This window comes from Kitasatospora arboriphila (assembly GCF_039528095.1).
GTDB classification, from domain to species: domain Bacteria; phylum Actinomycetota; class Actinomycetes; order Streptomycetales; family Streptomycetaceae; genus Kitasatospora; species Kitasatospora arboriphila.
In genome coordinates this window covers 74,414-86,164 of the sequence record NZ_BAAALD010000004.1, presented here as the reverse complement: position 1 = coordinate 86,164, position 11,751 = coordinate 74,414, and the positions used below count along the sequence as shown (strand labels likewise).

Sequence of the window (11,751 nt, the reverse complement as noted above, 5' to 3'; positions counted from 1 at the left end):
CTCTCCCATGTTCACGGCCCCGCTCACGGCGCACCCGGCGGCACGAACGGCAACCCCTGCGGTGCCCCGCCCTCGATCAGCTTCCACAGCGCGTCGGTCTCCGCATGCTCCTCGATCAGGTCGCCCAGCCGGTCCAGCCGCTCCTCGCGCGCCGCGGCGAACGAGGTGTCCGGCGCCGGGACGAAGGCCCGCCCGGCCGCCGACGCCACCTCGCGCAGCAGCGCCCGGCGGAAGCCGTCGTTCTCCAGCGCGCCGTGCCAGGTCGTCCCCCACACCGCGCCGACCCGGCAGCCGTCCAAGAAGGCTTCCCCGCCCTCGACGGCCACCACGCCGTGGTGGATCTCGTACCCCTCGACCCGCTCCCCGTACGCCTCGCCGACCGGCCGGCCGAGCACCTTCTCCGCGCCGAACTCCACCCGGGTCGGCAGCAGCCCGAGGCCCTCGACGGCGCCCGCCTTCGACTCCACCGCGTCGACGATCTCCCGGGACAGCATCTGGTAGCCGCCGCACACGCCGAGTACGGGCAGCCCGGCCGCGGCCCGCGCCTGCAGGGCGGTGTCCAGCCCGCGGCCGCGCAGCCAGTCCAGGTCGGCCACGGTCGCCCGGGTGCCGGGCAGCACCACCAGGTCGGCGTCGGCCAGCTCCTCCGGCCGGGTCGCCCAGCGGACCAGCACGCCCGGCTCCTGGGCCAGCGCGTCCACGTCGGTGAAGTTCGACAGCCGCGGCAGCCGCACCACGGCCACCCGCAGCACCTCCGCGCCGTGCGGGGCCGCGGTCGGACGGTTCTCCACCGCCGTCGACAGGTCCAGCGAGTCCTCGGCGTCCAGCCACAGGCCGGACAGCATCGGCAGCGTGCCCAGCACCGGACGGCCCGTCAGCTCCCGCAGCATCTCCAGCCCCGGCGCCAGCAGCCGGGCGTCCCCGCGGAACTTGTTCACGAACCAGCCCGCCACCAGCGCCTGGTCCTGCGCGGACAGCAGCGCCAGGGTGCCGTACATCGCCGCGAACACGCCGCCGCGGTCGATGTCGCCGACCACCACCACCGGCAGGTTCGCCGCCGTGGCCAGGCCCATGTTGGCGATGTCCCGGTCCCGCAGGTTGATCTCCGCGGGCGAGCCGGCGCCCTCGCAGACCACCACCTCGTACCGGCTGCGCAGGTCCGCCAGGCACTCCAGCGCCCGCTCCAGCAGGACGGGCTTGCGCTCGCGGTAGTCCAGCGCCCCGACCTCGGCGACCGGCCGGCCGAGCAGCACCACCTGGCTGCGGCCGTCCGCCCCCGGCTTCAGCAGCACCGGGTTCATCGCCGCCTCCGGCGCCACCATGGCGGCCTGCGCCTGCATCGCCTGGGCGCGGCCGATCTCGGCGCCGTCCGCGGTGACGAAGGAGTTCAGCGACATGTTCTGCGCCTTGAACGGCGCCACCCGCACCCCCTGCCGGGCCAGCCACCGGCAGATCCCCGCCGTGACCACGCTCTTGCCCGCGTCCGAGGTCGTCCCTGCCACCAGCAGAGCCTTCGTCACGTGACACTCCCTTGCTTACGTGTGGCGCCGGCGGTGAGAACGGCCGTCCCGGCCGCAACGGCCGGCATTCCCGGGGCGCGAGTGGGCACGCCGGCCGCGACGGTGGGCATCCCGGGGGCGCCGACCAGTCCGGTGCGCCCGCGAGTGGCCCGTACTCCTCCTGCGCACCCGGCGACCCGCCGAACCGCCGTCATCGCTTCCTCCCCGGCTCACGGGCATCCCGCCCCCGACGTCCCCGTGCCAGGCCGGTGAGGCCGCGGGCGGCCGTGGTGACGGCCAGGGCCAGGATGCCGACGCGGCGGGAGAGGCGGCAGGCGCGTTCGATGTCCGCGACGGCGACCGGGCGGAGTTCGGCGCCGAGGACGGGGCGGTGCTCGACACGCTCGCCGTACCGCAGGGTGCCGCCGAGGCGGACGCCGAGGCCGCCGGCGAAGGCCGACTCGGCCTGTCCGGCGTTGGGGCTGGGGTGTGACGACCCGTCGCGCCGCCAGACCTTCCAGGCGGCCCGCGGGTGCTCCGCGGCGGCGACGGTCAGCAGCGCGGTGAGCCGGGCGCCCGGCCAGCCCGCCACGTCGTCGAGCCGGGCGGAGGCCCAGCCGAAGCGCAGGTGGCGGGGCGAGCGGTGGCCCACCATCGCGTCCAGGGTGTTGACGGCCCGGAAGGCCAGCAGCCCGGGGGTGCCCGCCAGCGCGCCCCAGGTGAGGGCGTTGACGACCGCGTCGGCGGTGTTCTCGGCGACGGACTCGACGACGGCGCGGGCGATCTGCTGCTCGTCCAGGGCGCTCGGGTCGCGCCCGCACAGGTGGGGGAGCCGCCCGCGGGCGGCGGCGAGGGCGCCGGCCTCCAGGGAGCGGCCGATCGCGCGGGCCTCCCGGGTGAGCGAGGTGCCGCCGAGGACCGTCCAGGCGGCGGCCGCGGCGAGCGCGGCGCGGGCCGCGGGACGGCCCCGCAGCGCGTGGTCGGCGAGGGCGGCCCCGGCCGCGACGGCGCCCACGCTCAGCGCGGTGAAGGCGGTGCCGGCGCCCCGGTGGTCGCGCCAGAGCCGGCGCTCCAGGCGTCCGGCGGCGCTGCCGAAGAGGGCGACCGGGTGGCCGCGGCGGGGGTCGGCGAGGGCGGTGTCGGCGAGGTGGCCGGCCACGGCGCCCAGCAGGTAGGGGGCGGAGCTCAGACGGGCCACGGCCCGGCTCCCCGGTCGGGGCGCAGCGGTGACCGCTGGGCAGCCTGCATGGCGTGCGTGTCCTCACTCAGGGTCCGCGCCCTGGATCGACGAACCGGCGGCGAGAGTCTCCTGGCTTCCGGGTCCGGCGCGCGCTCGGGCCTTCCAGCGGCCCTGTGGCGGACCGCCGTGACCGTGCAGGTCGAGCGTGCTCCCCGGTGACAGTGGCGGGACCGCGCCGGATTCGCACCGGCTTCCTCTGCATGCCTCCGTATGGCCCCGAGATCCCATCACGCGCTCCGACCACCAGTCAACAAAGCCTCCGGAGGGCTTGGTCACACTCCGTCGCCGGATTCCGTCGCCGCCCGCCCCGTACGATCCTCCAGCGCCGGGCGGTTCCGCCGGGGCCGGGTTCGTGCGTTCGGCGTGTGGGTGGTGCCGTGCGGGCGCCCGTACGTTCTTGTCGCATGCGACGCAGACCGTCCGCACCGCCTCCGGTGCCGTTCTCCCCGCCGGCCGCGCGGGCGCACCGCGCCGGGCTCGGCCTGAGCCCGGAGCAGGTCGCCGAGGCCATGGCCGCGCACGGTGTCCGGCTGCTGTCCTCGCACGTGGCGGCCTGGGAGGCCGGTGAGTTCCTCCCGTCGGAGGAGGAGTTCATCGCGCTCTCCCGGGCGCTGTGGTGCCCGCCCGCCCAGCTGATGGGCGTCGCGCCGGCGACCCTGCGGGACTTCCGGCTGGCCCGGGAGCTCACCCGGGAGCAGGCCGCGCACCGGATCGGGGTGGGTGCGGCGACCTACGCGAGGGCCGAGGCCACCGGACGCTGGGACGCGGACGGCGAGCAGGGCCTGGCGCTGGCGCACGTGCTCGGGCTGCCGCTGCGGGTGCTGGTCCGGGTGACCGGGCGTCAGGACGACCTGGACCGGCGGCTGCGCCAGGTGGTGGACGGCCGCTGGCAGGCGCAGCTGCGGGAGGTGGGCCGGATCGTGCCCGTCCCGCACGACCTGCTGGGCGGGGTGCTGGCCGAGTTGCAGGACGAGTACCTCGTCCCCGGGCACTGGGGCTCGTCGGTGCCGGACGCCGCCCGTCCGCCGGCCCGGCCGCTCGCGGAGCGGTTCTGGGAGCTGCTGGCCCGCCGGGGCACCGACGTGCCGGTCTGACCCGCCCGGACGGACCCGCCCGGACGGACCCGCCCGGGTGGCCCGCTCCCGGGCCGGGGCGTGGACTGGGATCGCCATGTCCGTGCCGCCACACCGGGAGCGCCATGCGTTGGGGAACCGCCGCGATCGTCGCGGCCGCCGCCGTCGGGACGGGTGCCGCGGCACTGCTGATCGGCCGCCGGGTGTCCGAACGGGCCGTCCGGCCCGGGTTCGCGGGAGCCTTCGCGGCCGCCGGGCAGGCGGGCGGACCGGGCATCCGGGTGCAGGAGCTGGCCGCGGACCGCGTCATGCTCACCCGCAGCGTGGAGACCGAGCGCCCCGGCCGCTACGCCCTGGAGTGGGCCGGGGGCGGGCACGCGGTGGTCGGCGACGTGCTGGCCACCGGGCCGCAGAGCGTCACCCGCCGGCTGCTCGCCACCGGCGCCGGCTCGCTGTACAGCGGGACGGAGGTCCGGGTGACCGCCCGGGTGCACCTCGGCGACCCGGCCTCCGCGCTCGGCCTGGACTTCACCCCGAGCGACGTCGAGGGCGAGCTCGGCCCGATGCCGGCCTGGTACCTGCCGGGCATCCGCGGGCTGTGGGCGGTCCTGGTGCACGGCCCGGGCGCCGACCGGCAGCAGGCCCTCCCGGTGCTGCCGCTGCTGCACGCGCTGCGGCTGCCCGTGCTGGTGGTCACCCACCGCGGCGACGCGGGCGCCCCGGCCTCCCCGGACGGCCTCGGGCACTTCGGCGAGACCGAGTGGCGGGACGTCGACGCCGCCGTCCGCCTCGCGCAGGCGAATGGCGCCGGCCGGATCGTGCTCTTCGGCTGGTCGCTCGGCGCGACGATGGCGCTGCACACCGCGGCCCGCTCGGCCTGGCGGGAGTCGATCGCCGGCCTGGTGCTGGACTCGCCGGTGCTGGACTGGCCGACGACCGTCCGCCAGGAGGCCGCCCGGGCCGGGGTGCCCGCCCCGCTCGCCGAGCTCGGCGCGCTGGCCGCCGAGGGCCGCACCAAGGTCGACCTGGCCGGCTTCGCCCGGCTGGCCGACGGCACCGACCTGAACGTGCCGACCCTGCTGCTGCACAGCCCCGTGGACGCGGTGGCGCCCTTCGCGGCGGCCGAGCGCCTCGCCCGGCGGCGCGACGACCTGGTGAGCCTGCACCCCGTCCCGGACGGCGCGCACGCGGCCCTGTGGAACGCCGACCCGGACGGCTACGGCGAGGCGCTGCGCCGCTGGCTCACCCCGCTGATGTGAGCCCGGCGGGCCCGTCCGCGGGGGGTGTGCTCATGCCAGGTTTCCCGCTCGGACGACCCGGTTTGGTGGCTGTTGCCCGATCTCATCCCCCGTCCGCGGACCGGACCTACGATCGCGCGTAGAACTCGATGTGACAGAAGGCCGGTACACGGGGAAGACTGCTCGGCGTGACGTCTCGGAACCCGCGCGACCGTGATGCCCCGCTCCAGCCCGCGATCCGCACCGGAGCGACGGTCACCCGTCTGCCAGGAGCGGCTCGCCGACCCGAGAGCACGCCTCCGGGCGGGCCGGTCCGCCGCCGCACCCCCGCACCCAAGCCGGGCCGCGGCCGGGTGCCGGTGCCGGACGGCTTCCCCGCTCCCGCCGAGCTGGCCCCGCTCGCCCGCCGGATGCTCGCCGACGCGGTGCGCATCTCCCGCTGGGCCGGCGAGCTCGGCGAGGTCGACAAGCGCGGCGAGCTGCTGCCCGACGACGCCCGGGCCGCCGGGCGCGCCCTCGCCATGACCGTCGGTGCCGCCGCCAAGGCCTGGGGCCAGGCCCTGCTGGTCGGCCTGGTCGAGCTGCGCGACGGCGGTGCCGGGCCCGGCTGGCGGCTGAACGCCTGGGAGCACGACGACGAGGCGGTGATCCGCGGCTGGTCCGCGCTGTTCGACGCCTGGACGCTGCTCGCGCCCGTGCCGCCCGCGGCCATGCGCGGCGTCTTCGCCCTGCTGGCCGGCCAGGCCGTCGACCAGGCGCCGCACCTGCTGTCCTTCCTGCACCTGGTGGACGGGCCCGTCCCGGACAACGAGCTGCTGGAGCTGCTGCGCCGCGGCCTGGACGAGCGCCGGCACGGCGCCGGCACCGGCTCGTTCGGCCCCTCGCCGGTGCCGCACGCCGCCTCCGCCATGTCCGCCGTCCGCGGCACCTGCCGGGAGCCGCAGATCGACACCCCGACCTCCGCGGCCGACGTCGCCGCGGTCCTCGACTGGATGCTGGACGGCCTGGCCGCCGTCGGCGCCCTGGAGCGCCGCAACGACGCCGCCGAGCTCTCCCCGCTCGGGCACTGGGCGGTCCGCGCCAAGCTGGAGGAGATCTGCACCGTCGCGCAGACCGCCGCCGGCCACATCGAGCAGGACGCGCTGGAGCTGCTCGCCGCCTGCGCCGACTACACCCCGGGGCCGGCCCGCGCCGAGTACCGGGCCTGGGTCGCCGCCCGGCCGGCCGACCGCGCGGTCGCCGAGCTGCTGGACGCCGCCCGCGGCGAGGACGCCCTGCTGCGCGGCCTCGCCTTCGAGGCCCTGCGGGTCGCCGGCGGCCCCGCCGAGCAGGCCGTCCGGGCCGCGGTGGACGAGCAGGTCCTGCGGCCGTACGCGCTGCTCTGGCTGGCCGAGCGCTCCGACGACGGCCCGGTGTCCCCGGCCGACGTGCTGGGCGCGGAGGACGCCGCCTGGCTGTGGGTGGACACCGCCGCGGCCGTCCTCGACCACGGCGACACGGCGCTGCTGGTGCCGCACGTCGAGGGCGCCTCGGCGGGCGAGCCGGTGCGGCTGTTCAACCGGGCCCGGCAGTCCGGCCACCCGCGGGCGGCCTCGGTGCTGACCGCCGTCTCTGGCGTGCACCCGGACCCGTCGGTGGCCCGGGCGGCCCGTCGCTCCGCCTTCAGCGTCCACGACGGCGGTGCCGGCCGGTAACGCCCGCACCCGCCTCCCGGGCACGCGAGAGGGGCCCGCATCCGGTTCGGATGCGGGCCCCTCTCGTCGGGTCTGCGGGACTCCCGCCGGCTCAGCAGCCGCGGGACTCCGCGCGGCGGGCGCGGACGTCGCCCACCTTCTCGCCGACCTTGCGGCGGATCACCAGCAGCGGCGCCATCGCGGCGAGCGTGATCTGGGCGACGGCACCGATGTGCATCAGCAGGTCGCCGCCGGGCAGACCGGCCGCCCAGGCCGCCAGGCAGCCGATCGAGACCACGATCCAGCAGAGCGTCGCGGTGGCGAGCAGGCCCTGCGGCTTCGGGTACTCGATGCGGCTGACCATCAGGTACGCCACACCGAAGATCATCAGCAGGCCCGGCACGAACGGCGGGTCGAGGAGCACGATGGCGATCACCGTCATCGCGCCCATCGGGCACGGCATGCCCTGGAAGATCCCCGGCCGCATCTTGACGGCCGAGAACCGGGCGAGCCGCAGCACCACCGCCAGCAGGACCGTCAGCGCGATGAACGCCGAGAGCTGCTGGTTGCTGTCCGGCGACACGATGCCCCAGACCGCCACGAAGTACGCCGGGGCGATGCCGAAGCTGATCAGGTCGGCCAGGTTGTCCAGCTCCGCGCCCAGCGCCGAGGAGCGCAGCTTGCGGGCCACCAGGCCGTCGAACAGGTCGCACATCGAGCCGATCAGCAGCAGCGTGACCGCGGTGGCGGCGCTGTTGCGGTTCGGCGCGGTGGTCTCACCGGTGAGGTGCGGCATCAGGACCCCGGTGGTGATCGAGTAGATCGCCAGGAAGCCGCAGACGGCGTTCCCCAGGGTCAGGAAGTCGGCGGTGGACAGGTGCTGCGGCGAACGGGGCGCCCGCAGCTCGCGGTCGCGCGCCCAGCGGCGGCGCCGCAGCTCCGTCTCCTCCTCGTCTCCGAGGCCGACGAGAGTCTCAGGATCAGTCACGGTCAAGGCGCGTCACCCCGGCGGTGGTCTTCTGGCCGACCTCGACGCCAACCTCGACGCCTGCCGGCAGGTACGTGTCGACGCGGGAGCCGAAGCGGATCAGACCGATCCTCTCGCCCTGCTCGACCTTGGTGCCGGCGCTCACGTACGGCACGATGCGGCGGGCCACGGCCCCCGCGATCTGGACCATCTCGATGTCGCCGAGTTCGGTGTCGAAGTGCCAGACGACCCGCTCGTTCTGGTCGCTGTCCTTGTTGAACGCCGGGACGAAGCCGCCGGCGACGTGCTCGACGGACGTCACGGTGCCGGGCAGCGGGGCCCGGTTGACGTGCACGTTGAGCGGGCTCATGAAGATGGCCACCCGGGTCCGGCCGTCCGGCCAGGCGTCGATCGACTGCACCACGCCGTCCGCGGGGGAGATGACTCTGCCGGTGCCGATCTCACGCTCCGGGTCGCGGAAGAACCACAGCATGCCCGCACCGAGGGCGCAGGCCGGGACAGCCGCCAGGGCCCACTTGCCGGAGCGCCGGGTGAGGGCGGTCGTCACGGCGGCGGTGGCCAGGGTCGGGGCGAACCAGGGGGTCGCGCCGCGCGCGATCGTCACGCGCGGACGCCGACCGGCCGTCGGTGCGGCGAAGGGGTCGCCGCCCGGGACGGAGGTGTGAGGGGACGGGCTGATGGGCATCGAAGACCTTAGTCGCGGGGGATCATGGCCGCTGGACGGGGGCCACCGCGGGGATCGGGTACATGGGGACGCTGTCCCGGTGGATGCTATCGGGACCAGGCGGTAGGTGGGCAAGCCGCCTGTTCGTGGATATGCCGGGCATGGTGCCGAACCATGCCTGCTATGTATACGACCGTAGCCGAGGCGGGGTGGTTCCCCAAGGGCTCGGGCGTGGCGCGTGACCCACCTCTCATCGCACGCCGGGCGCCCTCCGCGGAGGGTCGGCACGCCGGGGGACGCCGGCGCCGCCACGGTGTGCAGAGGCGGCCGCAGGGCGCGTACCTGCTGGTATGCGCCCTGCGGCCGCCTCCGGGCCCGCCGCACCGCCCCCCACGGCTGACCAGGCCGTACCGGTGCGGCAGGGGGCCGGGAACGGGCCCGCACGCCCGTGCCCGACCATGCGGAAAGTCGGGGACGTGCCTGATCAGTCGGCCAGGCGGTACTCCTCGAGCAGCCGCCGACCGACGATCATCTTCTGGATCTCCGCAGTACCTTCACCGATGAGCAGCATCGGGGCCTCGCGGTAGAGGCGCTCGATCTCGTACTCCTTGGAGAAGCCGTAGCCGCCGTGGATGCGGAAGGCGTCCTCGACGACCTCCTTGCAGTACTCGGAGGCGAGGTACTTGGCCATGCCGGCCTCGAGGTCGTTGCGCTCGCCGCTGTCCTTCTTGCGGGCGGCCATCACCATCATCTGGTGCGCGGCCTCGACCTTGGTGGCCATCTCGGCGAGCTTGAACTGGATCGCCTGGTGCTCGGCGATCTTCTTGCCGAAGGTGGTGCGCTGCTGGGCGTAGGAGATGCCCAGCTCGAAGGCGCGGCGGGCGACGCCGCAGCCGCGGGCGGCGACGTTGACGCGGCCGACCTCGACGCCGTCCATCATCTGGTAGAAGCCCTTGCCGGGGACGCCGCCCAGGATGCGGTCGGCCGGGATGCGGACGTCCTGCAGCACCAGCTCGGTGGTGTCGACGCCCTTGTAGCCCATCTTCTCGATCTTGCCGGGCACGGTCAGGCCGGGAACCTTCGGGTTCGGGCCGAAACCGGGCTCCTTCTCGATCAGGAAGGTGGTCATGTTCTTGTACGGGGTGGAGCCGCCCTCGTCGGTCTTGCAGAGCACCGCGACCAGGGTGGAGGTGCCGCCGTTGGTCAGCCACATCTTCTGGCCGTTGAGGACGTAGAACTCGCCGTCCTTGACGCCCTTGGTGGAGATCGCCGCGACGTCGGAGCCGAGGCCCGGCTCGGACATCGAGAAGGCACCGCGGATCTCGCCGGCCGCCATCCGCGGCAGGAAGTACTCCTTCTGCTCCTGGGTGCCGTGCGCGTTGATCATGTGCGCCACGATGAAGTGGGTGTTGACGATGCCGGAGACGGACATCCAGCCGCGGGCGATCTCCTCGACCACCAGGGCGTAGGTCAGCAGGGACTCGCCCAGGCCGCCGAACTCCTCGGGGATGGTCAGGCCGAACAGGCCGAGCTGCTTCATCCCCTCGACGATCGCGGTCGGGTACTCGTCCTTGTGCTCCAGCTCGGTCGCGACCGGAATGATCTCCTTGTCGACGAAGTCCCGCACGGTGGCGAGGATGTCCCGCTGGATCTCGGTGAGGCCGTCGGTCTGTGCGAGGCGTCCCATCGTGCGGCTCCCTATCTGAAGGCGTGAGGGTGGGGGAGGGAAGATCGGCTCGTGCCGGAGCACGGAAGTCGTTGTCGGGGGCCCTGCCGGCGTGGCTGCGGCAGCAGGGCCCCCGGGGCCGGGTGGGGTGAGGCCGATGACGGCGGCCTACCCGTCCGGGGTCTCAGGAGGCAGGAGTCGGGCGGCCGGGCTGCTCGCCGCCGCGCTCCTTGATGTACGTCGCGGTCGGCACCATCACCTTGCGGCGGAAGATGCAGACGACCGTGCCGTCCTGCTTGTAGCCCTTGGTCTCGACGTACACGATGCCGCGGTCGTCCTTGGACTTGGACGGCCACTTGTCGAGGACGGTCGTCTCGCCGTAGATCGTGTCGCCGTGGAAGGTCGGGGCGACGTGGCGCAGCGACTCGATCTCCAGGTTGGCGATCGCCTTGCCGGAGACGTCCGGGACGGACATGCCGAGCAGCAGGGAGTAGATGTAGTTGCCCACGACGACGTTCTTGCCGAAGTCCGTCGTCTTCTCCGCATAGTTGGTGTCCATGTGGAGCGGGTGGTGGTTCATGGTGAGCAGGCAGAAGAGGTGGTCGTCGTACTCGGTGACCGTCTTTCCGGGCCAGTGCTTGTAGACCGCGCCGACCTCGAACTCTTCGTAGGTGCGTCCGAACTGCATGGGAGTGTCCTTAGGAGGCCTGGGAAGGGGGCGGGCGGGTCAGGCCTGCGGGGGCTCGAACTTGCTGGTGCGCTCCATGCCGGCGGCGCGGCCCTTGCCGGCGATGACCAGGGCCATCTTGCGGCTGGCCTCGTCGATCATCTCGTCGCCGAGCATCGCGGAGCCCTTGGCGCCGCCCGCCTCGGAGGTGCACCAGTCGTAGGCGTCGAGGATCAGCTCGGCGTGGTCGTAGTCCTCCTGCGAGGGCGAGAAGATCTCGTTCGCGGCGGCGACCTGGTCCGGGTGGAGCACCCACTTGCCGTCGAAGCCGAGGGCGGCGGCGCGGCGGGCGACCGCCTTGTAGCCGTCGGCGTTGCGGATCTGCAGGTAGGGGCCGTCGATGGCCTGCAGGTCGTTGGCGCGGGCGGCCATCAGGATGCGCATCAGGATGTAGTGGTACGCGTCCGCGTCGTAGCCGGGCGGCTGCTCGCCGACGACCAGCGACTTCATGTTGATCGAGGCCATGAAGTCGGCCGGGCCGAAGATGATGGTCTCCAGCCGGGGCGAGGCGGTCGCGATCGAGTCGACGTTGATCAGGCCCTTGGCGTTCTCGATCTGCGCCTCGATGCCGATCTTGCCGACCTCGAAGCCCATGGTCTTCTCGATCTGGGTGAGCAGCAGGTCGAGCGCCTTCACCTGCTCGGCGTCCTGGACCTTCGGCAGCATGATGCAGTCGAGGTTCGGGCCGGCGCCCTCGACGACCGTGATCACGTCGCGGTACGTCCAGTGCGTCGTCCAGTCGTTGACCCGGACGACCTTGGTCTTGTTGCCCCAGTCGCCGTTGTTGAGGGCGTCGACGATGTTGTGCCGGGCGCTCTCCTTGACCAGCGGGGCGCAGGCGTCCTCGAGGTCGAGGAAGACCTGGTCGGCCGGGAGGCCCTGGGCCTTCTCCAGGAAGCGCGGGTTGCTGCCGGGCACGGCCAGGCAGGAGCGGCGCGGCCGGAGGCGGTTGACGGTGGTCATGGGGGTGGTGATTCCTTCCC

At 74.2% G+C, this 11,751-nt stretch carries 10 protein-coding genes and 1 riboswitch; of the genes, 3 read left to right on the top strand and 7 right to left on the bottom strand.

Annotated features, from left to right (window positions below):
• Positions 1-23: 23 nt before the first annotated feature.
• Positions 24-1,520 (bottom strand): cobyric acid synthase, encoded by a 1,497-nt coding sequence (locus ABD353_RS03555; RefSeq protein WP_344621956.1) that lies wholly within the window; start codon positions 1,518-1,520, stop codon positions 24-26.
• Positions 1,521-1,710: 190 nt separating this feature from the next.
• Entirely contained in the window at positions 1,711-2,688 is a 978-nt protein-coding gene (locus ABD353_RS03550) for a cobalamin biosynthesis protein (protein ID WP_344622041.1), read from the bottom strand.
• Between the two features lie 91 nt (positions 2,689-2,779).
• Positions 2,780-2,999: riboswitch (cobalamin riboswitch) on the bottom strand.
• A gap of 144 nt (positions 3,000-3,143) precedes the next feature.
• Here ABD353_RS03550 and ABD353_RS03545 point away from each other — a divergent pair.
• The 3 genes from ABD353_RS03545 (at position 3,144) to ABD353_RS03535 (ending at position 6,744) form a co-directional block, all read left to right on the top strand.
• Positions 3,144-3,833 (top strand): helix-turn-helix domain-containing protein, encoded by a 690-nt coding sequence (locus tag ABD353_RS03545; protein ID WP_344621955.1) that lies wholly within the window; start codon positions 3,144-3,146, stop codon positions 3,831-3,833.
• A 104-nt stretch (positions 3,834-3,937) separates the two neighbouring features.
• Positions 3,938-5,071 (top strand): alpha/beta hydrolase family protein, encoded by a 1,134-nt coding sequence (locus ABD353_RS03540; protein ID WP_344621954.1) that lies wholly within the window; start codon positions 3,938-3,940, stop codon positions 5,069-5,071.
• Between the two features lie 167 nt (positions 5,072-5,238).
• Positions 5,239-6,744 carry a hypothetical protein gene (locus ABD353_RS03535; RefSeq protein WP_344621953.1) on the top strand — a complete coding sequence of 502 codons (1,506 nt, stop codon included), beginning with the start codon at positions 5,239-5,241 and terminating at the stop codon, positions 6,742-6,744.
• A gap of 91 nt (positions 6,745-6,835) precedes the next feature.
• Here the strand turns inward: ABD353_RS03535 and ABD353_RS03530 are convergent, their stop codons facing one another.
• The 5 genes from ABD353_RS03530 to ABD353_RS03510 form a co-directional block, all read right to left on the bottom strand.
• A complete protein-coding gene (locus ABD353_RS03530) occupies positions 6,836-7,717 on the bottom strand; it encodes a CDP-alcohol phosphatidyltransferase family protein (protein WP_425555065.1) in 882 nt (293 codons plus the stop codon).
• Positions 7,704-8,396, bottom strand: coding sequence for a phosphatidylserine decarboxylase (locus ABD353_RS03525; protein ID WP_344621952.1), 693 nt, complete (start codon positions 8,394-8,396; stop codon positions 7,704-7,706). Before ABD353_RS03525 ends, ABD353_RS03530 begins: the two co-directional genes overlap by 14 nt.
• Positions 8,397-8,859: 463 nt before the next feature.
• Positions 8,860-10,062: an acyl-CoA dehydrogenase family protein gene (locus tag ABD353_RS03520; RefSeq protein ID WP_030266688.1), complete on the bottom strand. Its 1,203-nt coding sequence runs from the start codon at positions 10,060-10,062 to the stop codon at positions 8,860-8,862.
• A gap of 163 nt (positions 10,063-10,225) precedes the next feature.
• Positions 10,226-10,729: a MaoC family dehydratase gene (locus ABD353_RS03515; protein WP_344621951.1), complete on the bottom strand. Its 504-nt coding sequence runs from the start codon at positions 10,727-10,729 to the stop codon at positions 10,226-10,228.
• Between the two features lie 39 nt (positions 10,730-10,768).
• Entirely contained in the window at positions 10,769-11,743 is a 975-nt protein-coding gene (locus ABD353_RS03510) for an HpcH/HpaI aldolase/citrate lyase family protein (RefSeq protein ID WP_344622039.1), read from the bottom strand.
• Positions 11,744-11,751: the final 8 nt, after the last annotated feature.

Bases quoted from the DNA above. Each gene is read 5' to 3' on its own strand.
- ABD353_RS03545 (WP_344621955.1), top strand. From the start codon at position 3,144: ATGCGACGCAGACCGTCCGCACCGCCTCCGGTGCCGTTCTCCCCGCCG.
- ABD353_RS03540 (WP_344621954.1), top strand. From the start codon at position 3,938: ATGCGTTGGGGAACCGCCGCGATCGTCGCGGCCGCCGCCGTCGGGACG.
- ABD353_RS03525 (WP_344621952.1), bottom strand. From the start codon at position 8,396: ATGCCCATCAGCCCGTCCCCTCACACCTCCGTCCCGGGCGGCGACCCC.
- ABD353_RS03520 (WP_030266688.1), bottom strand. From the start codon at position 10,062: ATGGGACGCCTCGCACAGACCGACGGCCTCACCGAGATCCAGCGGGAC.
- ABD353_RS03515 (WP_344621951.1), bottom strand. From the start codon at position 10,729: ATGCAGTTCGGACGCACCTACGAAGAGTTCGAGGTCGGCGCGGTCTAC.